The sequence below is a fragment of the Streptomyces profundus genome (assembly GCF_020740535.1).
Classification (GTDB): Bacteria; Actinomycetota; Actinomycetes; order Streptomycetales; family Streptomycetaceae; genus Streptomyces; species Streptomyces profundus.
Genome location: NZ_CP082362.1, coordinates 4052008 through 4075176 on the forward strand (window position 1 = coordinate 4052008; position 23169 = coordinate 4075176).

18 protein-coding genes, 1 tRNA gene and 1 pseudogene are annotated in these 23169 nt (G+C 71.3%); 13 read left to right on the forward strand and 7 right to left on the reverse strand.

Annotated features, from left to right (window positions below):
- Positions 1-5: 5 nt before the first annotated feature.
- On the reverse strand, positions 6-2711 hold the full coding sequence (locus K4G22_RS17945) for a penicillin acylase family protein (protein WP_228081306.1): 2706 nt from the start codon (positions 2709-2711) through the stop codon (positions 6-8).
- 382 nt (positions 2712-3093) lie between these two features.
- Between K4G22_RS17945 and K4G22_RS17950 the strand changes: the two genes are divergently transcribed.
- The 4 genes from K4G22_RS17950 to mscL all read left to right on the forward strand — a co-directional run bounded on the left by K4G22_RS17950 (position 3094) and on the right by mscL (position 6088).
- Positions 3094-3465: an FmdB family zinc ribbon protein gene (locus K4G22_RS17950; protein WP_228081307.1), complete on the forward strand. Its 372-nt coding sequence runs from the start codon at positions 3094-3096 to the stop codon at positions 3463-3465.
- Complete coding sequence (locus tag K4G22_RS17955; protein WP_228081308.1) at positions 3462-4337, forward strand: S-methyl-5'-thioadenosine phosphorylase; 876 nt, start codon at positions 3462-3464, stop codon at positions 4335-4337. Before K4G22_RS17950 ends, K4G22_RS17955 begins: the two co-directional genes overlap by 4 nt.
- Positions 4338-4582: 245 nt before the next feature.
- Positions 4583-5356: an RcpC/CpaB family pilus assembly protein gene (locus K4G22_RS17960; RefSeq protein ID WP_228081309.1), complete on the forward strand. Its 774-nt coding sequence runs from the start codon at positions 4583-4585 to the stop codon at positions 5354-5356.
- 132 nt (positions 5357-5488) lie between these two features.
- The gene (gene mscL, locus K4G22_RS17965; protein WP_228081310.1) at positions 5489-6088 is read left to right on the forward strand and encodes a large conductance mechanosensitive channel protein MscL; all 600 of its coding nucleotides are present in this window, start codon (positions 5489-5491) and stop codon (positions 6086-6088) included.
- Between the two features lie 23 nt (positions 6089-6111).
- Here the strand turns inward: mscL and K4G22_RS17970 are convergent, their stop codons facing one another.
- The 4 genes from K4G22_RS17970 to K4G22_RS17985 all read right to left on the reverse strand — a co-directional run bounded on the left by K4G22_RS17970 (position 6112) and on the right by K4G22_RS17985 (position 10639).
- On the reverse strand, positions 6112-6780 hold the full coding sequence (locus K4G22_RS17970; protein WP_228081311.1) for an AMP-binding protein: 669 nt from the start codon (positions 6778-6780) through the stop codon (positions 6112-6114).
- A gap of 258 nt (positions 6781-7038) precedes the next feature.
- A complete protein-coding gene (locus K4G22_RS17975) occupies positions 7039-8568 on the reverse strand; it encodes an MFS transporter (protein WP_228081312.1) in 1530 nt (509 codons plus the stop codon).
- 155 nt (positions 8569-8723) lie between these two features.
- Positions 8724-9380 (reverse strand): TetR/AcrR family transcriptional regulator, encoded by a 657-nt coding sequence (locus K4G22_RS17980; RefSeq protein WP_228081313.1) that lies wholly within the window; start codon positions 9378-9380, stop codon positions 8724-8726.
- A 248-nt stretch (positions 9381-9628) separates the two neighbouring features.
- Entirely contained in the window at positions 9629-10639 is a 1011-nt protein-coding gene (locus tag K4G22_RS17985; protein ID WP_228081314.1) for a sigma-70 family RNA polymerase sigma factor, read from the reverse strand.
- Positions 10640-11196: 557 nt separating this feature from the next.
- Here K4G22_RS17985 and K4G22_RS17990 point away from each other — a divergent pair.
- The 7 genes from K4G22_RS17990 (at position 11197) to K4G22_RS18020 (ending at position 18969) form a co-directional block, all read left to right on the forward strand.
- A complete protein-coding gene (locus tag K4G22_RS17990; protein WP_228081315.1) occupies positions 11197-12678 on the forward strand; it encodes an FtsW/RodA/SpoVE family cell cycle protein in 1482 nt (493 codons plus the stop codon).
- Positions 12679-12790: 112 nt separating this feature from the next.
- The gene (locus K4G22_RS17995) at positions 12791-13978 is read left to right on the forward strand and encodes a M20 metallopeptidase family protein (protein WP_228081316.1); all 1188 of its coding nucleotides are present in this window, start codon (positions 12791-12793) and stop codon (positions 13976-13978) included.
- A gap of 97 nt (positions 13979-14075) precedes the next feature.
- Complete coding sequence (gene egtA / locus K4G22_RS18000) at positions 14076-15653, forward strand: ergothioneine biosynthesis glutamate--cysteine ligase EgtA (RefSeq protein ID WP_228081317.1); 1578 nt, start codon at positions 14076-14078, stop codon at positions 15651-15653.
- Positions 15650-17053 (forward strand): ergothioneine biosynthesis protein EgtB, encoded by a 1404-nt coding sequence (egtB, locus tag K4G22_RS18005; RefSeq protein ID WP_228081318.1) that lies wholly within the window; start codon positions 15650-15652, stop codon positions 17051-17053. Before egtA ends, egtB begins: the two co-directional genes overlap by 4 nt.
- Positions 17053-17802, forward strand: coding sequence for an ergothioneine biosynthesis protein EgtC (gene egtC, locus K4G22_RS18010; protein ID WP_228081319.1), 750 nt, complete (start codon positions 17053-17055; stop codon positions 17800-17802). Before egtB ends, egtC begins: the two co-directional genes overlap by 1 nt.
- An 88-nt stretch (positions 17803-17890) precedes the next feature.
- Positions 17891-18877 (forward strand): L-histidine N(alpha)-methyltransferase, encoded by a 987-nt coding sequence (egtD, locus tag K4G22_RS18015; protein ID WP_228081320.1) that lies wholly within the window; start codon positions 17891-17893, stop codon positions 18875-18877.
- 19 nt (positions 18878-18896) lie between these two features.
- Positions 18897-18969 (forward strand) — tRNA-Arg (locus tag K4G22_RS18020).
- A gap of 46 nt (positions 18970-19015) precedes the next feature.
- On the opposite strand, the gene K4G22_RS18025 is transcribed toward K4G22_RS18020, so the two are convergent.
- Complete coding sequence (locus tag K4G22_RS18025; RefSeq protein ID WP_228081321.1) at positions 19016-20662, reverse strand: site-specific integrase; 1647 nt, start codon at positions 20660-20662, stop codon at positions 19016-19018.
- Positions 20659-21333, reverse strand: coding sequence for a helix-turn-helix transcriptional regulator (locus K4G22_RS18030; protein WP_228081322.1), 675 nt, complete (start codon positions 21331-21333; stop codon positions 20659-20661). The genes K4G22_RS18025 and K4G22_RS18030 overlap by 4 nt, the downstream gene beginning before the upstream one ends.
- 95 nt (positions 21334-21428) lie before the next feature.
- Here K4G22_RS18030 and K4G22_RS18035 point away from each other — a divergent pair, with 95 nt between their 5' ends.
- Positions 21429-21659 (forward strand): hypothetical protein, encoded by a 231-nt coding sequence (locus K4G22_RS18035; protein ID WP_228084133.1) that lies wholly within the window; start codon positions 21429-21431, stop codon positions 21657-21659.
- 186 nt (positions 21660-21845) lie between these two features.
- Positions 21846-23059 (forward strand): annotated as a pseudogene (locus K4G22_RS18040) (DUF3631 domain-containing protein).
- Positions 23060-23169: the final 110 nt, after the last annotated feature.

Genomic DNA, 23169 nt, shown 5'->3' on the forward strand with positions numbered 1-23169 from the left:
GCCCGCTATTCGCCGCTGCTTGTTCCGGACGGCGTCAGAGTGAGCGTGTTGGTCGACCGTTCCATGACCGCTTCCGGACTGCTGGGCCAGTTCAGATACTCGCCACGGGACCAGAGGTCGGTCTGGTCGGTGTAGTTGTCGTGGTAGGCGTGGCCGGAGGCGCCGGTGAGGTTGATCCACAGCGAGTCGTCGAACGCGTCCAGGCTGATGATCATCCGCATGGAGGGTACCCAGGTGATGTCATAGCCGCCGGCCGCGTTCCACCCGCTGGCGTCCACCGCGTCGGCGCCGCCAGCGAGGTTCCACGGGCCGCGGTTCAGCAGCCACTGCACGGGGCCGGGGCCCTCGGTGCCGAGCGTCTGGTTGTTGAGCATCAGCCGGTGCAGACGGCCCCAGTTCCAGGTGTCGATGTCCTTGCCCAGCTTGGCGGTCAGCTCGTAGCGCGCGTCGCGCATGGCCCGGGCGAGCAGCTCGTCGCGGTTCTCCGCGCCGGCGGCCTGGCTGGTCGCCGGCGTGCTCCACCAGTCGCTCTCCGGGTCCTCCAGCAGGTTCCGCACCACCTCGAACCAGCGGTCGCCCCCGTCCGGTTGGGCGTTCTCCGGGGACCGCTCGCCGCACTCCTCGATCAGCCGCTCGCCGCCGTCCAGGTCTTCGAGGGGTTCGGAGTCGTCGGCCGGTGAGACCCACAGGCACTGGTCCTCGACGCGCAGCTCCTTGGGCAGCTTGTTGCCGATGGACAGCTGTAGCAGGTTCCGCCAGACCGCGTTGTAGTAGGCGGCGCCCGGGGAGTCCGCGTCCTGGCTGAAGTCCCAGCCCACGAGCAGCTCCTGGGCGTCGCGCACATACGGGTCGGAGATCTCGATCTCCAGCAGGTACGGCACCAGGACCTTGGCCATCTCGTTGCTGTTGTCCAGCTGGATCGCCTGCATGTCGCCCATCGAGATCTTGCCGCCGTCCTCGATGGTGGCCTGGATCAGATCCTCGATCCGCTGGCTGCGGGTGCCGTAGCTCCAGTCGTCGGTGAGGTGGTAGCGGTACTCCGCCGGGGCGATCACGGACTGGTTGGCGGTGACGATGTAGCCCCGCTCCGGGTTGAACTCCCAGGGGAGTTCCTCGGGGGCGATGTAGTCGACCCAGTCGTAGGAGGAGTCCCAGCCGGGGGAAGGGTAGCGGCCGTCGCCGGCGCCCCTGATCGGGATCAGCCCGGGGGCCTGGTAGCCGATGTTGCCCTCGGTGTCGGCGTAGACGAGGTTCTGCGACGGCACCGCGAAGTCCTGCGCGGCGGCCCTGAAGTCGTCCCAGTCCGTCGCGGTGTTCAGGCCGAAGACCGCGTCCATGGTGTTGGTCGGCTCCAACGCCGTCCAGTTGAGCGAGATCGCGTAGCCGCTGCCCCGGTCGGGCGCGCCGGCGTCCACGGGAGCGCTGCCGCCGAGGGCCTCCAACTCCTCGTGCCGGTCGGAGACGATGGGGCCGTTGACCGTCGAACGAACGGTGATCTCCCGGGTCTCCCCGCCGGCCACCCGAATCTCCTCCTTCCGGGTGTCATAGGCGACCTGCTCACCGTCGCGCAGATAGTTGCCGTGGTCGAGCTTCTCCAGCCGGAGATCGGTCACATCCGCGCCGAGATTGGTCAGGCCCCAGGCGATGTCCTGGTTATGGCCGATTATCACGCCGGGCATTCCCGAGAAGGTGAAGCCGGAGACGTCGTAGGGGCACTCGGCCGAGACCTCGACGCAGTGCAGACCCATCTGGTACCAGACGCCGGGCAGCGACGGCGCCAGATGCGGGTCGTTGGCCAGCAGCGGCGCCCCGGTGGTGGTGTAGTCGCCGTGCACCACCCAGGAGTTGGAGCCGATACCACTGCCGCTCGGGCCCAGCAGCGCCGGCATCTCATCCAGCGTCTCGGCGAGCGAGGAGAGCTGCGTCGACACCCCGTCGGCTGCCCCGGCCGCGTCGTCGGGCAGGGCGTCGACGGGGTAGATGTCCCCGTTCTCCCCGCCGTTCTCGGTCACGATCGGTCGGTTCCGGTCGTACGGATAGTCCGGATACAGCTCCTCGACCTGCTCGGGAGTGAGCCGCTCGGTCAGAAACGCTCGGTCGATCTCGTCTTCCATGTTGCCGCGGAGGTCCCAGGCCATCGCCTTGAGCCAGGCCACCGAGTCGACCGGCTGCCATTCCTCCGGGCGGTAGTCGTTGACCAGGTCGAGGGCGGCGTACTCGACGGAGATCTCCTCCACGCTGTGCTCCGCCAGATAGGCGTTGACACCCTCCGAGTAGGCGACCAGGAAGTCCTTGGTCTCATCCGAAAGTTCGTTGTCGAATTCCTCCTGCGCGACCCGGTGCCAACCAAGCGTTCGTAGAAACGCATCGGTCTCAACCTGGTCCTCGCCGAACATCTCCGAAAGTCGCCCCGCGGTCATATGGCGACGTACATCCATCTCCCAGAAACGGTCCTGGGCGTGCACATACCCCTGGGCGCGGAACAGGTCCTCCGACGTCTCTCCGTACAGCTGCGGAATACCGTTGGCATCACGCTCCACGGAGACGGGCGCGGAAAGGCCGTCGATGGCGATCTCTCCCGAGACCTGGGGGAAGGACGCGCGTACGGTGGAGACACTCCAGTAGGCGCCGTAGCCGAGACCGGCCATGAGCAGCACGACGAGCGCGATCACGATCAGACGACCGCGTCGCCTGGGCTTCTTGGCGGGCATCTCTGTCCTTCACAGGGCAGCTGAGGCGGGTGGGAGCAACCATAGACATACGGCCACTGGGGTGAGCCTACGGGGAGTGGGAGGCCCGGGACGCCGCGCTCCCATGCCGGGCGAAGTGCGGCGAAAGCGTCCCAACCGCCGTGCCATGGGGCTCTGTCGGAGCCTCCGCCACCCGCGCGGGGCCCGGCGTGCCGGGCGCGGCCAGGGGCGCCCCGCGCCGCTTCCGGCGTGCGCCCCGGCGCGCGGAGGGCGGCGTGCCGGGCGCGCTCCGTCCGGGCGGTGTGGGCGACCCCGGAGGGGGCGGCGGTGGACTTCCGGCGGTGGAATGTTGCACGATGGGTCGTCGTTAGCACTCCACAGTGCAGAGTGCCAGGAGGAAGACGTGCCGACCTATCAGTACCAGTGCACCGCGTGCGACGAGGGTCTTGAGGTGGTGCAGAAGTTCACCGATGACGCCCTGACCGAGTGCCCCAGTTGTCAGGGGCGCCTCAAGAAGGTCTACTCGGCGGTCGGCATCGTCTTCAAGGGCTCCGGCTTCTACCGTAATGACAGCCGGAGCACCTCGTCCAGCAGCAGCCCGGCCTCGGGCGGGGCCAAGGGCGGCGAGAAGGCCGCGGCCTCGTCCGGCGAGTCCTCGAAGTCCGGCTCGGACTCCTCGTCCTCGGCCGGGTCGGCCACGACGGGCGGCGCCGGGCTCACCGGCGGCTCGTCGAGCAAGAGCAAGAGCACGGGCACCGCGGCGTCCGCCGCATGAGCCCTGCCGGCACGGGCGCGACCGGCTCCGCCGGCGCTGAGTCCGTCGAGGCCGCCGAGATCGGCGTCATCGGCGGGTCCGGTTTCTACTCGTTCCTGGACGACGTGACCGAGATCACAGTCGATACGCCCTATGGCGCGCCCAGCGACTCCCTCTTCCTGGGCGAGGTCGCCGGCCGCCGGGTGGCGTTCCTGCCGCGTCACGGCCGGGGCCACCACCTGCCCCCGGCCCGCATCAACTACCGGGCCAACCTCTGGGCCCTCAGATCCGTGGGCGCGCGCCAGGTGCTCGGTCCGTGCGCGGTGGGCGGCCTGCGGCCCGAGTACGGCCCCGGCACACTGCTGGTGCCCGACCAGCTCGTGGACCGCACCAAGACCCGGGTGGGCACGTTCTACGACGGCGAGACGCGCTCGGACGGGCAGCGGTCCAACGTGGTCCATGTCTCGCTGGCCGATCCCTACTGCCCGGCCGGCCGCCGGGTGGCCCTGGGGGCCGCGCGGGGACGGGACTGGGACGCGGTGGACGGCGGCACCATGTGCGTGATCGAGGGGCCGCGCTTCTCCACCCGGGCCGAGTCCCGCTGGCACGCGGCCCAGGGCTGGTCGGTGGTCGGGATGACGGGCCACCCCGAGGCGATCCTCGCTCGCGAACTTGAGCTGTGCTACACCTCGTTGGCCCTGGTCACCGACCTCGACGCGGGTGCGGAGGCCGGCGAGGGCGTCTCGCACGCGGAGGTGCTCGAAGTCTTCGGCCGCAACGTCGGGCGTCTGCGGGACGTGCTCTTCGACGTGGTGAGCGGACTGCCGAAGGAGCGCGACTGCCTCTGCGCCACGGGGCTGTCGGGCCAGGACCCGGGCATCACGCTGCCCTAGGGGGGCCGGGCGGCACAGCGGGTCGGGAGCCCGGGCCATTGTGCTGGGCCGCCGTCCCGCGCGTGGGCGCCCTCTGGCGCACCTCGCCGAGGACGGAACCGGCGTGGGTGAATTCCCTGCGGAGTGGCGGCTGTTCAGTCCGTGCACGGGCGACGTGTCACTCGTTCGGGTGATGGGCTTTTCCACAGGTCAGAGGTTGTCCACAGGCTTCGGCGGGATTCTCACGCGGCGGGCAGAGTGGCGCCATGAGCCCCTATCCGGACGCCGCCGAGGCGGCCCTCAGAACGCCCGGCCTTCCCGCCGAGCCGCCCGATCCCATCCGTCGCGCCCGTCGGGGCCGCGCCCCCGACCAACGCGCGTCCGCCGCCTGGGCGGCGGTGGGCCACGGCTCCCGGGGTGGGCCGGCGGCGCCTTCCGCTGCGGGCGCCCGCGCGCCGCAGTGCGGCGTGGTGCCGTCCTTCGCCCCCATTCGCCCGCGTGGCTCCCGCCGCCCGCTGTGGTGGCTGCTGCGCCGCCGGCGGCCGGTGGCCGGGGTGCTCGCGCTGCTGGCGGCGCTGGTGTCGCTGCTGCTGCCCCATGCCGGGGCCGAGCCGGCGAGCCCACCGGACCCGCTGGTCAGCGGCGGTTCGCCGGCCGCCCAGGAGGCGGACGATGAGCCTCAGGCTGCCGCCGCGGAGCCGAGGCAACTCTCGTTGACGCTGCCGATCGCGGATCCGGCCTCGGTTCGCTCGCTCACGCCCGGGGATCGAGTCGACGTGTTCGCCACCGCGCCTTCGGGCGGGGGAGCGGAGGGGGGCTCGTCCGGTGTCCCCGAGGCCAGGCTGGTCGCCAGCGGCGCCAGGGTGGCCGAGGTGCCGGAGCCCCCCGGCGGGGCGGCGGAGGAGCGCGGCACGGCGCTCTCCTCGGGCGTCGAGCCGGATGGCCTCGGGGCACGGCTGGTGCTCTCCGTCGCCCCCGACACGGCGGCCGAGCTGGCGGGCGCGGCGGCCGGTTCGACGCTGGCGGTCGCGCGATGGTGAGCGCCCGCCGGGGGCGATGTCCGGATTGGACAGCCTCCCGCGGCATGTTGCACGGTGACCCGCACGGAATCCCGGGGCCCCGGGGCGCGCGCGGTGCGCGGTGGCCGAGTGGGGCGGAAGAGAGGCGAAACGGTGAGCGAGGAAGAGCGGGGCGGCAAGCGGGCCCTCACGGAGGCGAGGGGGGTGCTGGCCGGCTTCCGCGAGTTCCTGATGCGTGGGAACGTGGTGGATCTGGCGGTGGCCGTGGTCATCGGGGCCGCGTTCACCAACATCGTGAACTCGGTGGTCGAGGGGGTGATCAACCCCATGGTGGGTGCCTTCGGCACCCAGGATCTCAACGAGTACCAGTCCTGCCTGCGCGGGCTCTGCGAGGAGGACGCCAACGGCGTGATGCAGGGCATCCCGATCCGCTGGGGCTCGGTGATCAGCGCCTCGCTCACCTTCGTGATCACGGCGGCGGTGGTCTACTTCCTGATGATCCTGCCGATGACCCGCTATCTGGCGCGGCGCAAGGCCAAGCAGCCGGTGGAGCCGGTGGCGAAGACCGATCTGGATCTGCTGGCCGAGATCAGGGACGAGCTGGTGGCGCTGCGGGCCGCCAGCGCCCCCGCCGCCGATGGCTCGGGTGGCGCCGGCGGCACCGCCACGGTCGGCGCCCAGCGTCCGGCGCCGGAGGACGCCCCCGGCGGCGGGGCGGATCCCACCGCGACGGGCGGGGATCGCCAGAGCTGAGGCCGTCGGCCACGGCAGGCGGCTCAGATGTGGTGCGGTGGCCGCTCGTTGATCAGGCGCAGCAGGTTGCCCTCGGAGGCTTCCTGCGTGGGGTCCTCGCCCCAGCCGTGGTCGCCGTCGTCCGAGGAACGGCTCGACAGCGGGTCCTCGAAGACCAGCCTTTCGGTGCCCGAGGTGCCACTCGCCGGTGGGATGTCCGCGCTCATACGGTCAGGATACGGCCGGGGCGGCAGCGTCCGAGGCGCCAGGTCCTCGTGCCACCAGCGGTCCCGCCCGGGCTCCCAGGGCACAGGCCGCGCCAGCTGCCTGACCACCAGCACGGTTTCCACCAGCGGGCAGCGGGCGAGGGTGCGGTCCAGGTTCGCCTTGACGCTGTGCACCCGGCCGTCGAGGTCACAGGCGTCAGCGCAGATCACCACACGGGCCCCGCTGCTGTTGAGGCGGCCCCGAACGAAGTCCCGGTTGTCCCCGAGGGGCAGGGTGAGCCGCTGAGCGCCGATCTTCAGACAGGCCAGGGTGATCACCACCGACTCCAGGCACATGGGCAGTTGCACGGCCACCGGATCCTGGGCACGGACCCCGTGGCTCAGCAGGGCGGCGCTGGCCTGGTCTCCCATACGCAGCAGCTGGCCGTGGGTGAGCACGTCGGCCGGACCGGACCAGCGCCCCCCACCATGTTGATCTCCCGACATGTGCCCAGCCTCACCGGTGTCGGTAGACGTTCGATAAACGTCCTCTGTACGGGGTGGCGGCCTGCCGCACTGCGCTTCGCGGGATGGTCGATGACCACCGACGGCCCCGGAACGTCGGCGCCCGTCCGGGGCCACGAGCCCTCTCATCGCCTGGTTCCGGCCCCCCGGCCGGCTACGTGGCCCGCCTCATGGCGCGGCCCCACGGCCGCTGGTCGGTCGTGGGGCCGGCGCCCCGGCGGGTGCCGGGCGGGCTGTGTGTCAGTGCACGAGCACCGGAGCCGGCTGCTCCCCGGCCTCCTCGCCCTCGGCGCCGCTGCGCCCGCCGCCGCGCTCCGCGTTGATCAGCAGGAACGCGATCACCGCCCCCGTCGCGATGATGCCGAAGCCCCACCAGATGGCCACGCTGTAGCCGTGCACCTCGGACGCGAGACGCAGTTGCAGCTGGGCGTCGTCCGTGGTGGCGTCCTGCAGGCGCGCGGCCAGATAGCCGCTGGTGGCGCTCGCGGCGATGGTGTTCAGCAGCGCGGTGCCGACGGCCCCACCGATCTGCTGCGCGGTGTTGACCATCGCCGAGGCGACTCCCGCGTCGGTGGGCCGCACCCCGGAGGTGGCCAGGCTCATCCCCGCCATGAAGGCCGTGCCCATGCCGAGGCCGAGCAGCACCTGCCCCGGCATGATCACCGTGGCGTAGGAGGAGTCCAGCTCCAGCTGGGTCAGCCAGAGCATGCCCAGCGAGGCCACGAGCAGGCCGGGCCCCATCAGATAGCGCGGCGCCACCAGGGGGGTCAGCCGGGGAGCTATCTGCGTGGATCCGATGATCATGCCGACGACCATCGGCAGGAACGCGACGCCGGTCTGGACGGGCGAGTACTCGCGAATGATCTGGAGGTACAGGGTCAGGAACAGGAAGAGCCCGAACATCGCGATCACGGCGAGGGCGAACGCCAGATAGGTGCCGCCCCGGTTGCGGTCGGTGAGCACGCGCAGCGGCAGCAGGGGGTGTTCGACCCGGCTCTCCACCACCACGAAGGCGATCAACAGCACCGCGGAGGCCACGAAGCTCGCGATCACCCAGGTCTCGCTCCAACCCTGGTGCTCGGCCCGGCTGAACCCGTAGACCAGCGCGACCAGGCCGAGTGTCGCCAACAGCACACCGGGCACGTCCAGCGGGGAGCGGTTGCGCGCCTCGTCCGGTTCGCGGATCACGAGGACGGCGCCGATCACGGCGACCACGGCGAAGGGCACGTTCACATAGAAGGTCCAGCGCCAGTCCAGGTACTCGGTGAGCACGCCGCCGAGCAGCAGGCCCACGGCGGCGCCGGCGCCCGCGATGGCACCGAAGACGCCGAACGCCTTGGCGCGTTCCTTGACGTCGGTGAACATCACGGTGAGCAGGGCGAGCGCCGCGGGAGCGAGCAGGGCGCCGAAGACGCCCTGGAGGGCCCGCGCGCCGAACATCATCAGCTGGTTCTGCGCCGCTCCTCCGAGCGCTGAGGCGAAGGCGAAGCCGACCAGGCCCAGGATGAAGGTGCGCTGCCGGCCCCAGATGTCGGAGATGCGTCCGCCGAAGAGCAGCAGACCACCAAAGGCCAGGGCATAGGCGGTGATCACCCACTGGCGGTCACCCGCCGAGATGCCGAGGTCCTCCTGGGCGGTGGGAAGGGCGATGTTCACGATCGTGCCGTCGAGCACGACCATCAGTTGAGCCAACGCGATGAAGAACAGAGCCTGCCAGCGCCTGGGGTTGGCGCCGACCGGCGTCGGGCTCACGGTGGTGTCGGGTGGCATGGGCGTTCTACCTCATAAGGGAGATAAGGGGCGACGATGGGGGAGGGTGAGCCCCCGGTCGGGCATGCGGCCCGATCGGCGCTCAGCGGAGGCGCTGATCTGATGGACCCGGCGTGGCGCGGAAACTCAGCGCTGAGTCGCCGGCCCGGGGGAGTTCAGCGGATCTCGTCTTTGAGATCCGCCAATCGCAGGGCGCCTCCCGCGAGTTCGCTGCGTGGAGGAGTCCGCAGGCCGTCCAGGAAGATCTGGAGGTGCCGTCTGGACAGGTCGACGTCGTTGGAGCATGGGCTGCCCGGCACGGACAGCGTGAGCCGGCTGATGGCGATCAGAAGGTCTCCCGCGCCCACGTCGGAACGCAGCTGGCCCGAAGCGTGCGCGGCGGCCAGCAGTTGCTCGGTGATGTGGAGGGCCCGGTTCCGGCTGGCGGCCAGCTCCGAGTTCTCTCCCTCGGCGCCGACGCCGAGCAGGTGGCAGAGGCCGCCGACGCGTTCCTCGGCCGAGTCGAGGATGAGGCGGCTCAGCGCCTCGAAAGGGTCGCGCTCGGCCTCCAGTGCCTGTCTGGCGCGCTCGGTGATCCGGTCGCTGACATAGATCAGCATCTGGAGCAGCAGAGACTGCCGGTCGGGAAAGTGCCGGTACAGCGTGGCATTTCCTACTCCGGCCCGTCGAGCGATTTCGTCGAGGGCGACCTCGGGCCCGTGTTCCACCACGGCCTCGCGCGCCGCGCCCAGGATGCGCTCCCGGTTGCGCGCGGCGTCGGCACGCAGCGGAGTGCGCGCTCCGCACCGCGCGGGCGTCGTGGGCTGGCTCATGAGGGATCCCTCGCAGCGTGAGAACTCAACAACCGGGGAAAGACTCCCCGCTTGATCGGACTCAGGCTTAAACGGGCAGGGACTCCCCGCTTATTTCGGTATGAAGTGTGGGCACCGTCACATCCGGCGCCGCACCCGGACGCGCGGGCAGAACTCGGCCCCGGCACCTGGGGCGCCGGGGCCGTTGAGTGGTGATGTCAGGACTGGCTGTGTTCCGTCGCCGGCGACGGCCGGGACGACAGGGCGGCTCAGGCCGCCGCGTCGAAGCCGGAGTCGCTCGCCATCTTCTTCAGTTCGAGCAGCGCGTGCTTCTCGATCTGCCGGATGCGCTCCCTGGTCAGGCCGTGCTGCCTGCCCACCTCCGTGAGCGTGCGCTCGCGCCCGTCCTCGATGCCGTAGCGCGCCCTGATGATGGCCGCGGTGCGCTGGTCGAGCCGCCCGATGAGGTCCTCAAGGCCCTCGCGGCGCATCATCACCAGCACCGACTGCTCGGGCGAGGCTGCCGAGGTGTCCTCCAGCAGATCCCCGAACTGGGTCTCGCCCTCGTCGTCCACCGCCATGTTCAGGCTGACCGGGTCACGCGCCCAGTCCAGTACGTCCTGCACGCGCTCCGGCGTGGAGCCCAGCTCGGCCGATACCTCGGCCGGCTCCGGCTCGCGACCGTGCTCGCGGTTGAACTCCCGCTGCACACGGCGGATCCGGCCCAACTCCTCGACCAGATGCACCGGCAGCCGGATGGTGCGCGACTGGTCGGCTATCGATCGGGTGATGGCCTGCCTGATCCACCAGGTGGCGTAGGTGGAGAACTTGAAGCCCTTGGTGTAGTCGAACTTCTCCACGGCCCGCACAAGACCGGCGTTGCCCTCCTGGATGAGGTCGAGCAACGGCAGCCCACTGCGCGGGTACCGGCGCGCCACGGCGACCACCAGACGCAGGTTGGAACGGATGAAGCTGTCCTTGGCGCGGTCGCCCTCGGCGGCCAGCGCTGCCAGCTCGTCCCGCGAGGCCGAGCCGGAGGGCCCTTCGGCCGCCGGCTCCTCCTGCTCGTTGAGCAGGCGCTCCGCGTAGAGCCCCGCCTCGATGGCGAGGGACAGCTCGACCTCCTGAGCCGCGTCGAGCAGCGGAGTGCGGGCTATCTCGTCGAGATACATTCCGACCAGGTCGCGCTCCGTGGCATCGCTGCTCGCGCTCGACCGGACACTGCCCGTCGCGACACTGTCATCGGTGTCCTGACGCCGGGCGACGGCACGGGTTGCCATACGTGCTCCCTTGCGAATTGATCAATGGTGATCTGGGCGATCACACGAGGTCCTCCTCGGACCGGACCGGGACGCCCCCTTGCCTCCCGAGCCCGTAACGATCTAACGACGGGAATCCGGACAGAATTCCCAACCGGTGCATCTTTTTCTCTGCGATGGAGTACCCTGCCCGGCCACAGATGCCGGCGGTGCCGGATCGGACCGTGTGCGTCATCCCCTCCACACCCCTGAAGACGAACAGAAGCAAGCGATAGTTGCGTTCGGGTACCCCGGGCTGTGCGGCGCCATGCCCCTTGCCTCGGGGCCCCGAGGTTCGTCCCACGAGGTCTCCCTCCCCTCAACGAACGCGCGCGCTCCCCCCTTCCCCGTTCGGCGTCCTCTCTGCCGACTCACCCGTTCGGCCGTAAGGGGTGCGCGGGTGCGGCGTTCTCCCCGCATGGGTAGGTTGCGGACGGCACGCGCCGCTTCCGCCGCGACGGCCGGTCTCCCACCGGCCGTCGCGGCGTGTGTGGAAGGCCACAGCGGCGGGTGCGGACGACACGGGGGATGGGGACGGGATGGGCAGAGACAGCGCGGGGGCCCCGCGCTCCCGCCGGAGGGGGTGGGGGCATCCGGCCGAGTCGCCCGGCGTGCGCGCCTGGACGGCGCGCCGTCGCAACCTCGAACTCACCCTGGTGATCTTCGCGATCGCGATCATCGCGGCCGGCCACACCATCGTCGGCCTGACGGTGCTGGGCCGCCCGCCGTCCGGGCTCCTCGCCCACACCGTGGGCCTGGGCGCGCTGGCGTTGGCCGCGCATCTGGTGGTGCGCAGGTTCGCGCGCTTCGCCGACCCGCTGATCCTGCCCATCACCGTGCTGCTCACCGGGCTCGGCCTGGTGCTGATCGACCGGCTGGACCACGCCTACGCCGCGCACCTCCCGGAGACCGACTACCAGTCCGTCCCGGTCGCGCCGGACCAGGTGGCCTGGACGGTGGTGGGCGTCGGCCTGCTGACCGGCACGCTGGTGGTGCTGCGCCACCACCGCGCGTTGCAGCGGTACACCTATCTCGGCATGACCGTGGCCATGGCGCTCCTGATGGCGCCCGCCCTCTTCGGCGCCGACATCTACGGTGCCAAGCGGTGGATCATCGTGGGGTCGCTCTCCGTCCAGCCGGGCGAGTTCGTCAAGGTCATGATCGTTGTCTTCTTCGCGAGCTATCTGATGGCGAACCGGGACGCGCTGGCGCTGGCCGGACGCCGGGTGCTCGGCCTGGATCTGCCGCGCGGACGCAACGCCGGGCCGGTGCTGCTGGTGTGGGCCGTCAGCCTGGTGGTGCTCTTCTACGAACGCGACCTCGGCACGTCGTTGATCTTCTTCGGGGTCTTCGTGGTGATGCTCTACATCGCGACCGGGCGCACCGGATGGCTGGTGTTCGGCGGGTTGTTGGCCGCGTTGGGGACGGCGGTGGTCTCGGCCACCCAGGAGCATGTCAAGGGGCGCATCCGCATCTGGCTGGACCCGATGGTCGCGTTTCTGCCCAAGGAGGAGCAGCCCGCTGGCTTCGTGTCCGACCAGGCCGCCCAGGCGTTGTTCAGTTTCGGTGCCGGCGAGCTCACCGGCACGGGTCTCGGACAGGGACACACCTATCTGGTCGGCTTCGCGGGGCGCAGCGACTTCATCCTGACCGCCGTGGGCGAGGAACTCGGGCTGCTGGGCGTGACCCTGGTGCTGCTGCTCTACGCACTGCTGATCCAACGCGGTTTCAGCGCCGGCCTCGCGACCCCCGATCCGTTCGGGAAGCTGCTGGCGGCCGGGCTGGCATCGGTGATAGCGCTCCAGGTCTTCGTGGTGGTGGGCGGCGTGATCGGGCTGATCCCGCTGACCGGCAAGGCACTGCCGTTCCTGGCCCAGGGCGGATCGTCGACGGTGGCCAACTGGCTGCTGGTGGCCCTGTTGATCCGGGTCAGCGACCGGGCCGGGCGGGCGGCCACCGAACCGGCGGGCAACGCCACCATCCTCACCCCCGCCATCGTGGCGCGCCCCGATCCGCTGTAGCGCGCGCACGGGGGCGCTCAGCTCGACCGAAAGGCGCCCCTGGGAACGGGTTTCCCCGTCACAACTCCCGTTTTCAGGGCTGAAATCGGCCAATGTGGGGCAGCTATGCACGATGAACCTTCTCGACGACGCCAGAGCCCTGAACGACGAACTCGTCCAACTCCGCCGGCGGTTGCACGCGATCCCCGAGATCGGGCTCCAGCTGCCCCGCACCCAGGAGGCCGTGTTGGCCGCGCTGGACGGGCTGCCCATCGAGGTCGACACCGGGCGGGGCCTGACCTCGGTCACCGGGGTGCTGCGCGGCGCCCGCCCCGGGCCCACCGTGCTGCTGCGCGGCGACATGGACGCCCTTCCGGTCGCCGAGCGCACCGGGTTGCCGTTCGCCGCCGAGGCCGAGCGGATGCACGCGTGCGGCCACGACCTGCACACCACCATGCTGGCCGGCGCCGCCCGGCTGCTGGCCGCCCACAGGGATCAACTGGCTGGAAACGTGCTGTTGATGTTTCAGCCGGGCGAGGAGGGATACAACGGCGCCGGTCAGATGCTCGACGAGGGCGTGCTCGACGCCACGGGCGAGCGCCCGGTCGCCGCCTACGCGCTCCATGTGCTCTCGCACACCTGGCCGGCTGGCGTCTTCACCGCCAGGGGCGGTCCCGCCATGGCGGCCTCCAGCGTCCTCGACGTGACGGTGCGCGGTGCCGGCGGCCATGGCTCGGCGCCCTACCGCGCCAAGGATCCGATCCCCGCCGCCTGCGAGATGGTCACCGCACTCCAGACGTGGATCAGCCGTAGTTTCGACGTCTTCGACCCGGTGGTGCTCACGGTCGGCAGTTTCCACTCGGGAACGGCCACCAACATCATTCCCGACACGGCGACCTTCGCCGCGACGGTGCGCACCTTCTCCCGCGAAGCCAGGTCCAGGATCGGCGAGGGCGTGGTGGCCGTCTGCGAGGGCGTCGCCGCCGCCCACGGGCTGGAGGTGGATGCCCGCTTCGTCGAGCAGTACCCGGTGACGGTCAACGACGTGGCGGAGACCGCGTTCGCCGCCGACGCCGTCCGCGAGGCGCTCGGCGAGGAGCGGTTCGCGCCCATGGAGAACCCGCTGACCGGCGCGGAGGACTTCTCCCGGGTGATCGACGAGGTGCCGGGCGCGATGGTCTTCCTCGGTGCCACGCCCGAGGGCGTCGACCCCGAGGCCGCGCCGGCCAACCACTCGCCGCTGGCCGCCTTCGACGAGTCGGTGCTGGCCGACGGCGCCGCCCTCTACGCGGAGCTGGCGGTGCGCCGACTGGCCGTATAGCGCCCGGCGGGTCGTGCCCGGCCGTCCTACCGTGATTCCACTGCCCGGACAAAGGGGGCGGATGGGATAGAGGAGGGCGGCCGGGATGGCGTCGGAAGTGTCTCGCCCAGCAACGGCCCCGTCGGGTCCTTGGGGCCCGACGGGCTCATCGCGCCCCGGGGCGGCCACCCCGCGCGCGCACGCGGGCGCGCGCCACCCCGACGCGCCCTCCGACGCGCCGCCCCTGAGCGAGCGGGACGCCGAGGAACACGTCGCCCGCACCTGTGTCTCCACCGGTGCCCCCACCCGGACCGGGGTGGAGTTGGAGTGGCTGGTGCGCCGGGTCGACGATCCAGCCGCCGCGGTGCCCGCCGAGGCGGTGCGGGCCGCGCTCGCCCCGCTCCACGACACCGCTCCGCGAGGCGACGACCCGCCGTGCGACGCCGTGCTGCCCGGCGGCGGACGGCTCACCCGCGAACCTGGCGGGCAGGTCGAGATCAGCAGCGCCCCGGGGGACTCGCTGGTCGCGTGCGTCCGGGCGACCCGGACCGATCTGGCGCGGCTGCGCGACGCGCTGGCCGCTGCCGGCCTGGAGGCCGTCGGCCTCGGCCTTGACCCCTACCGCGATCCGCCCCGGGTGCTGCACCACCCGCGCTACCAGGCGATGGAGAGCTTCTTCGACCGGCAGACCCCGGGCGGTCGGCTGATCATGCGGGCCACCGCCTCGGTGCAGATCAGCGTGGACGCCGGTGACGACTCCCGGGGCCCGACCGGCTATCGCGCCCGCTGGGCGCTGACCCATCGCCTCGGCCCGGTGCTGATCGCCGCCTTCGCCAACTCCCCCGTCTGGCGGGGCCGCCCCACCGGCTGGCGCTCCACCCGGCAGGCCCTGTGGAGCCGCCTGGATCCCGGCCGCACCCGGCCGTTCACCCCCGACGCCCAGGCCACCACCGCCCCCGAGGCCGCCCCCGACGGTGAGGATCCCCGCGCCGCCTGGGCCCGTTACGCCCTGGACGCGTCGCTGCTGTGCGTGCGCCGGGGGGCGCCCGCAGGATGGTACGCGCCCCCCAATCACTCCTTCCGCTCCTGGCTGCGCGGGCCGACCGCAGACCGGCGCGCGCCCACCCTGGCCGATCTCGACTACCACCTGAGCACCCTCTTCCCACCAGTGCGCCCCCGTGGCTGGTGGGAACTGCGGATGATCGACGCCCAACCCGGGGATGACTGGGTCGTGCCGTTGGCGGTGACCAGCGTGCTGCTGGACGATCCGCTCGCCGCCGACGCCGCTCGGCGCGCGACCGAGCCGCTCACCCGGGGCCATGGGGCCCATGCGATGCCCTCCTTCGACCTCTGGCTGCGCGCCGCCCGGCACGGGCCGGCCGACCCGGAGCTTGGCCCGGCCGTCCGCGCCTGCTTCGCCGCCGCCGACGCCGCGCTGGCCCGCCTGCCCGACGCCGGCGAACTCCGGGACGCCGTCGCCGCGTTCGCCAACCGCTACGTGGAGCACGGCCGTTGCCCGGCGGACGATCAGCTGGACGCGCTGGGAACACCCCTCGGCCCTCCGCCTCGGCGGGCCAGGAGGCCCGGCCGCCCGCCACCGGCACCCCCCGACCCGGCGACCGGACCCGATCGACGAGACCGGACACAACGGCCGGCCCACCCCCCTCGCGCGGCAGCCAAGGAGACACCCGAATGACCGAGACCCCCGTCGCGCCCACGCCCCCCAAGCGCCGGGTCACCGCCCCCAGCGCACTCGACGCGCTCGACATCGCGTCCGCCCCTGACGGGCGCGGCCCCCTGGACCCGAGCGAGTTGGCCGCCGCGCTGGAGACCGCCCGCCGGCGCACCCACGAACTCACCGACTGCCTGCCCGCGGAGGAACTCACCGTCCGGCACTCGCCCCTGATGTCCCCGTTCGTCTGGGACCTGGCGCATATCGCCAACCAGGAGGAGCTCTGGCTGCTCCGCCGGGCCGGCGGACGGGCGCCGCTCCGCGCCGACCTCGACGATCTCTACGACGCCTTCCGACACCCCAGGGCCGACCGCCCGAACCTGCCCCTGCTGTCACCGGCCGACGCCCGCCGGTACGCGGCCGAGGTCCGCGCCCAGGCGCTGGAGGTACTGGGCGGGCTGACCGGCGACACCGAGGGGGCCTTCCTCTTCGCCATGATCGCCCAACACGAGCAGCAGCACGACGAGACCATGCTGGCCACCCACCAGCTGCGCCGAGGGCGCGCGGCGCTCTATGCGCCGCCACCCGCGCGCCCCCGCCCCGAGCATCGACTTCCGGCCGAAGTCCTGGTGCCCGCAGGCCCGTTCACCATGGGCGTCGACCCGGCCGACGACCCCTGGGCGCTGGACAACGAGGGTCCGGCGCACCGCGTCTTCGTCCCCGCCTTCTGGCTGGACACCACGCCCGTCAGCAACGCCGCCTACCAGGAGTTCATCGCCGACGGCGGCTACCACCAGCCTCGTTGGTGGCACCCCGAGGGCTGGCTCCACCGAAGGCAGGCCAACCTGACGGGGCCCGCGTTCTGGCACCGCGACCTCGACGGGGAGTGGCTGCGCCACCGGTTCGGGCGCACCGAACCCGTGCCGCCCGACGAGCCGGTGCTGCACGTCAGCTGGTACGAGGCCGACGCCTACGCCCGCTGGGCAGGGCGGCGGCTGCCCACCGAGGCCGAGTGGGAGAAGGCCGCCAGACACCACCCCGCCACCGGCCGCTCCCGCCGCTACCCCTGGGGCGCGGCGGCCCCCGAGGCACGGCATGCCAACCTCGGCCAGCGCCACCTCCGCCCCGCGCCCGTCGGCGCCTACCCGGACGGGGCCGCGCCCTGCGGGGCACGCCAACTCCTCGGTGACGTCTGGGAGTGGACCGCCACCGAGTTCACCGGCTACCCCGACTTCGCCGCCCATCCGTACCGGGAGTACAGCGAGGCGTTCTTCGGCGCCGGCTACCAGGTGCTGCGCGGCGGCTCGTTCGGCACCGACCCGATCGCCTGCCGAGGCACCTTCCGCAACTGGGACCTCCCCATCCGCCGCCAGATCTTCGCCGGCTTCCGGACCTGCCGCGACGCGGGCACGGGCGTCGGCTGATGTGCCGCCACCTCGCCTACCTCGGGCCACCCCTCTCCCTGGCCGAACTGCTCACCACCCCTCCGCACAGCCTCTACGAACAGTCCTGGGCACCGAAGTGCCAGGTGGGAGGCACGGTCAACGCCGATGGCTTCGGCGTCGGTTGGTACCCACCGGACGACGGGGCGGGCCCCGTGCGCTACCGCCGCGCCGTCCCCATCTGGGCCGACGAGAACCTTCCCGGGCTCGCCGCACTGCTGCACAGCGGCGCGGTGCTGGCCTCGGTGCGCTCCACCACACCGGGCGGCAGCAACCACGAGACGGCCGTGGCCCCCTTCGCCCTGGGACGCTGGCTGTTCAGCCTCAACGGACGCGTCGACCGCTGGGAGCAACTCCCCACCGACCTCGGCGAGCCGTTGACCCTCGCCGAACTGCTCAGCATCGAGGCGCACGTCGACGCGGCGTTGCTCTGGCTGATGGCGGCCCGACGGCTGGTGGCCGGCCAGCCGGCCCCCGAGGCGCTGGCCGAACTCGTGGCCGGCGTCCTCGCCGCCCGCCCCGACGCCCGCCTCAACCTGCTCCTCACGGACGGCAGCACCGTCGTCGCCACCCGCCACGGCGACAGCCTCTGGTACCGGAGCGAGGACGAGCGGCTGATCGTCGCCTCGGAGCCGGTGCCGGAACAGCCGGGCTGGCGCGAGGTGCCCGAACACTCCCTGCTCCGCGCCAGCCGCACCTCCGTCGATCTCCAAGCCCTGCCCCGACTCTAGGCCCCGCCACTGACAGCCGCCGCGGCCCCCGCGCCCCCGCCGGCCGGGTTCCGCGAGACGGCCGGCCCGGAACCGCGAAAGGAACCCCATGACCAGCAGCGTCACCGTGCACGACACCCTGCCGGAGGACCACTTCGCCGAGCGCCTGCACGCCGATGTGCGCGCCGGCCTCACCGCCACCCCCAAATCCCTGCCGCCCAAGTGGTTCTACGACGCCAGGGGCAGCGAACTCTTCACCCGCATCACCCGGCTGCCCGAGTACTACCTCACCCGCGCCGAACGGCAGATCCTCCGCGCCCACGCCCCGGACATAGCGACGCACACCAGAGCGCGGACCCTGGTCGAACTCGGCTCGGGCTCGTCCGAGAAGACCCGCGTGCTGCTCGACGCCCTCACGGCCGGCGGCACCCTGCGCGCCTACGCCCCCATCGACGTCTCGCGCACCGCCCTGACCGAGGCGGCCGAATCGATCCTGGCCGCCTACCCGGGTTTGGAAGTCGACGCCACCGTTGCCGACTTCGATCAGGAACTGCCCATACCCGACGGCCCAGGACCACGTCTGGTCGCCTTTCTCGGCTCCACGATCGGAAACTTCGACACGGCGGAGCGAGCCACCTTCCTCAGCCGCCTCAGCGCCGCGCTCACTCCCAACGACGCGATCCTGATCGGCGCCGACCTGGTCAAGTCGCCCACCACCCTGACCCGCGCCTACGACGACGCGCAGGGTGTCACCGCGGAGTTCAACAAGAACCTGCTGCGCGTCCTCAACCGCGAACTGGACGCCGACTTCGACGCCAGCGCCTTCGACCATGTGGCGAGGTGGGACGAGCGCGCCGAACGGATCGAGATGTCCCTCAAAGCCCGCCACGGGCACACGGTCAAGATCCCGGCGCTCGACCTCGAAGTGGGCTTCAGCCAGGGCGAACTCCTGCGCACCGAACTCTCCACCAAGTTCCGCCGCCCCCGCCTCGCGGCCGACCTCGGCCGATCCGCCCTCACCCCGACCCACTGGTGGACCGACCCCCAGAACCGCTTCACCGTCCTCCTGGCCCGCCCCACCGAACGAACCCGCTAGACTGGCCCGCGCTACCTCAGCCTCCGTAGCTCAGGGGATAGAGCACCGCTCTCCTAAAGCGGGTGTCGCAGGTTCGAATCCTGCCGGGGGCACCGCTCGTCAGGTCGCTGACCTGGGGTTTCCTCCCAGCGAAGCGCTCTATTCGGCCTCGGACTCCCCGTCCGGGGCCGTTTGCGTGCGCGGTGCGTGAGCGGACGGGGAGTTGATCTTCCGAATATCTCCCGACGGATCGGCATCACCCGGCACGGGCTCCCCCGCGTTGTCGGGTTCGGGCTCTTCTTCCGTCGGGGCGTGGGCGCGCGGTACGAGCCGGGCCGCTGCCTCGGCGATCGCCAGGTCCGCTTCGGGGAGCAGGCTCGTGTACGTATCGGCCGTGATGGTGATCGAGGAGTGGCCGAGCATCTCCTGGATGTCCTTCAGGTCGGCTCCGGCGGCATGGGCCAGCGTCGCGGCGCCGTGGCGCAGATCGTGGAGCCGGACCGGCGGGAGGCTGATCTCCTCGTACAGCTCGACGAACCGCCGGGTGACGTTGGCGGGGTGGAGCAACGCGCCGTTCTCCCGGGTGAAGACGCGGCCGGTCTCCACCCAGGCGCTCTCCCACTCCTTACGGTCCTTGTCCTGCTGGGCTCGATGCCGCCCCAGGACTCGGACCGTGTCGGAGTCCAAGGCGATGGTCCGCGCTCCGGCATCCGTTTTGGGGTCGTCCTCGTACACCTCCCAGCCGTCCACGACGAGTTGCTTGGCGACGGTGATGAGACCGGCGTCCAGGTTGGTGTCGGTCCACTTCTGCCCGCACGCCTCGCCCCGCCGCAGCCCACGGAACGCGATCAGGTGGAACAGCGCGTACAGCCGGTCCTCCGCGATGTGGTCGAGGAAGAGGCCGATCTGTTCCGGCGTCCAGACCATCACCGGCGAGGGCTTCTCGCCGGTGCGTTTCCAGTGCAGGATGCGCTCGTCCGTCCACACCAGAGCCTTGGGCCGCTTACCCGCCTCCAACTCGACGTGGGCCGCCGGATTGAAGGTGATCAACTGCTGGGCGATCGCGGCGTTCAACGCGGCTCGGAGGGTGGAGCGGACGCGCTGACGTGTGGCCGGGCCGACGATGCGGCGGTAGGGCTCCATCTCGGCGATCGCCGCCTTCAGTGCCTTGCGGCGGGCGCGGTGCTCGCGCCCCTTCCACGGGATCTGGGCAAGGTCTTCGAACGCACTGCGGCGGGCCGCGTTGCCCTCCGCGATCTCGACGTTGGCCTCGGCTATGGCGCCGAACATCTCCGACAGATGGGCAACGCGGAGCCGGTCCAGCCGTAGGTGCCCGATGCGCGGCTTGAGGTGCACCCGGATGTTGCTCTCGTCGCGGCTGATGGCGGTCTGTCGGCCCTTCTTGCCCGCCAGCCACATGTCCAGCCACTCACCGACCGCGAGTCGGCTGGTCAGGTCCAGGCCGTGGCTGAGACGCCTGCGGGTGGCCTCGATCTCCGGCAACGGCGACTTCTCGTCGGCCACCGTCTCCAGCAACTCGGCTATCTGGGCCAAGCCGTCGGTGTCATCCGCTTCGGCGAGGCCGAGGAGCGCGCGGACGTGGTCGAGGTCGGCCTGGGCTGCCTTCAGGGACTCGTAGCCCGCGCGACTGAAGGATCGGCGGGTGCCGTCCTCGTGAGGTGGCAACTCCTGACGTATGGAGTAGGAGCCGTGCTTGCGGCCGGCGAGCTTGGGGCACTTCTTGCCGAGCGGTTTGCCGCTCTCGGGGTCGCGGCAGTAGCAGCGGCGGTGGGTTGATCCCTTCAATGGCGTTCCTCCGAGGCTGTGTCGGATGCGGGGGAGTCGATGTCGTCGAGCGCGGGAGGCAGACTGGGCGGGGTGGCACCCTCCTCGCGGAGTTCACGACGCAGGACGCGGAGCGAATCCCTGGCAGAGGTGGCCTGATCGGCGTATGCGGCCCGCCTGCGCTCGGCCTCGTCCTGCTGGACGCGGCCGGTGGCGGCCTTGGCCGCGAACCGGGCCTGTTCCTCTTCTTCGAGAGCGGCCAGGGCGGTGCGGACGAGGCTGGCGTGGAGTGCGAAGTCGGGGATGAGGCCCGCGTCGTACAGGCCCACCTCCTCGTCGCCCGTGAAGCGCCGTAGGGCATCCCAGGTCGGCACGAGCTCCTGGAACGGGAGTTCCTGGGTCTGTTCGACAAAGCCGACAGGGAAGATCAGGCAGACCGGGTACGTCTCCAGGGCTGCGGCCAGCACCATGACGTCCACGAGCGGGAGGTTGGCCCGGCGTCCGGACTCCAGGTTGGCGATCACGTTGCGCGGGATGGGATGCCCCAACTGCTCGCACCGGTCCGCCAGGTCCTGTGCGCTCCACCCCAACTCCTTTCTCCGCCGCCGGACTTCGCCGGCCACATTGGCCTTGATCCGATCCGCCCACTCCGGGACGTCCTCCTCATCAGGATGCACACCGTGTTGTGTCATGCAGACACATTAGCTTCGCCATTCTGGGTGTTGGACGCCTGGAGCCGGATGTGGTGGTCACGTTCGCCGAGGGCTGCATGGAGAGGGTGCGCGGCATGAGTGAAGGCGCGATGGGTGTTCGTCCAAAGGGGATGAGCCGGGAGGAGCTTCTGGCGCTTCCCGTCTCGGTCGACCTGGAAACAGGCAACCGCGCCCTGGGGCTTGGGCGGAGCAAGGGATACGAGCTGGCGAAGCGCGGCGAGTGCCCGTGCAAGGTGCTGCGGCTCGGCAACGCCTACCGGGTCGTGACGGCTGACCTGTTGGATCTGCTCGGGTTGGTGGCGTGAACGGTTGCCGGCGGTCGGCCGCCTGTGTCGTGTTGACGCAGAAACGTTGGACTGTTGGCGGAGGTGGACGTACTGTCCCTGCTCCCCGGCCATAGCGGCGCGCCTCCGGTGCCTGCCAGCCCAGAGGCCCCGGGGCCCATTCCGCCCCCTCCCGGCGAACAACCAGCGCAGCAAGAGGAGCCGCCAGTGCACCCCGAGACCCCCAAGCTCGATCCCGCGCCCGACACTACCGCCCCGCCACCGGTCACGGAGCCGGACAGCCCCGACCGTCAGGAGCCCATCGCACCGGACCCGGACCCGACCTGCGGCTCGGCTCTGCTGGACGAACTGCGCACGCGCATAGCCGAGTTCGTGATCCCGCCCTCAGAGGAAGCGCTGGACGCCGTCACGCTGTGGGTGGCCGCCACGCATCTTCAACCCGCGTGGCAGCACGCGCCGCGTCTCGCGGTCGTCGGGCCGGCGAAGCGGTGCGGCAAGTCGCGGCTGCTGGACGTGCTGACCGAGACCGTCCACGAGCCGATGCTCACCATCAACACCACGCCGGCAGCGGTCTTCCGCTCCATCACCGAGGAGCCGCCGACCCTGTTGGTGGACGAGGCGGACACGATCTTCGGCACCCCGAAGCAGGCGGAAAAGAACGAGGAGATGCGCGGCCTGCTTAACGCCGGTCACCAGCGCAACCGTTATGTCACCCGCGTCGTCGGAAACGAGCACACGCCGCACCGGTTCGCCACCTTCGCCATGGCGGCCCTCGCGGGCATCGGGGACCTGCCCGACACGATCATGGACCGGTCCGTGGTCATCCGGATGCGCCGCCGGGCTGAGGGCGAGCACGTCAAGCCCTTCCGGTCCCGCCGTGACACGCCAGCTCTCCACGACCTGCGTGACCGCCTCGCGGCCTGGGCCAGGCCGCTTCTCGATGAAGCAGCCGGCCTGGAGCCGGAGATGCCGGTCGAGGACCGTGCCGCCGACACCTGGGAGCCGCTGGTCATCGTCGCCGATCTCGCCGCCGGAGCCTGGCCCCGCCTCGCACGAGCGTCCTGCGCGCGGATGGTCACCGACGAGACCCAGGCCGAGGAGGAGCACCCCAGCGAAGCGCGGATACTGGCCGACATCCGGCGGGTCTTCGTCGCCCAGCGCGAGGTCGACAGCCTCTCCACGGACGAGATCCTCCACCACCTGCGCCAGGACCCGGAAAGCCGGAGTGGGGACGAAGCGGGCTGAGCCCCCGCAGCCTGGCCGCGATGCTCCGCACCTTCGGCGTCAGGTCCGGCAACGTCCGCCTTGCCGACGGCACTCAGCGCAAGGGCTACACGCGTAACAAGTTCCTGGACGCCTGGCGCCGCTACTGCCCGACCGTCCACCCGGTCGATGCCGAGCCCACCGGGAGTGAGAGCTGAGCCCTCGCACACCTCGCCCACCTTGGCTGCCGTCCCTACCGTCCCTGCCGTAACGCCGCAGGTCAGACGACAGGTAGGCAGGACGCCAACCGTGCCCGGGACGGCAGCAC

Bases quoted from the DNA above. Each gene is read 5' to 3' on its own strand.
- K4G22_RS17985 (WP_228081314.1), bottom strand. From the start codon at position 10,639: ATGGCAACCCGTGCCGTCGCCCGGCGTCAGGACACCGATGACAGTGTC.
- K4G22_RS17975 (WP_228081312.1), bottom strand. From the start codon at position 8,568: ATGCCACCCGACACCACCGTGAGCCCGACGCCGGTCGGCGCCAACCCC.
- K4G22_RS18035 (WP_228084133.1), top strand. From the start codon at position 21,429: ATGAGTGAAGGCGCGATGGGTGTTCGTCCAAAGGGGATGAGCCGGGAG.
- egtD (WP_228081320.1), top strand. From the start codon at position 17,891: ATGACCAGCAGCGTCACCGTGCACGACACCCTGCCGGAGGACCACTTC.
- egtC (WP_228081319.1), top strand. From the start codon at position 17,053: ATGTGCCGCCACCTCGCCTACCTCGGGCCACCCCTCTCCCTGGCCGAA.
- K4G22_RS17945 (WP_228081306.1), bottom strand. From the start codon at position 2,711: ATGCCCGCCAAGAAGCCCAGGCGACGCGGTCGTCTGATCGTGATCGCG.
- K4G22_RS17970 (WP_228081311.1), bottom strand. From the start codon at position 6,780: ATGTCGGGAGATCAACATGGTGGGGGGCGCTGGTCCGGTCCGGCCGAC.
- K4G22_RS17990 (WP_228081315.1), top strand. From the start codon at position 11,197: ATGGGCAGAGACAGCGCGGGGGCCCCGCGCTCCCGCCGGAGGGGGTGG.
- K4G22_RS17980 (WP_228081313.1), bottom strand. From the start codon at position 9,380: ATGAGCCAGCCCACGACGCCCGCGCGGTGCGGAGCGCGCACTCCGCTG.
- K4G22_RS17995 (WP_228081316.1), top strand. From the start codon at position 12,791: ATGAACCTTCTCGACGACGCCAGAGCCCTGAACGACGAACTCGTCCAA.
- K4G22_RS17960 (WP_228081309.1), top strand. From the start codon at position 4,583: ATGAGCCCCTATCCGGACGCCGCCGAGGCGGCCCTCAGAACGCCCGGC.
- K4G22_RS18030 (WP_228081322.1), bottom strand. From the start codon at position 21,333: ATGACACAACACGGTGTGCATCCTGATGAGGAGGACGTCCCGGAGTGG.
- K4G22_RS17955 (WP_228081308.1), top strand. From the start codon at position 3,462: ATGAGCCCTGCCGGCACGGGCGCGACCGGCTCCGCCGGCGCTGAGTCC.
- egtB (WP_228081318.1), top strand. From the start codon at position 15,650: ATGACCGAGACCCCCGTCGCGCCCACGCCCCCCAAGCGCCGGGTCACC.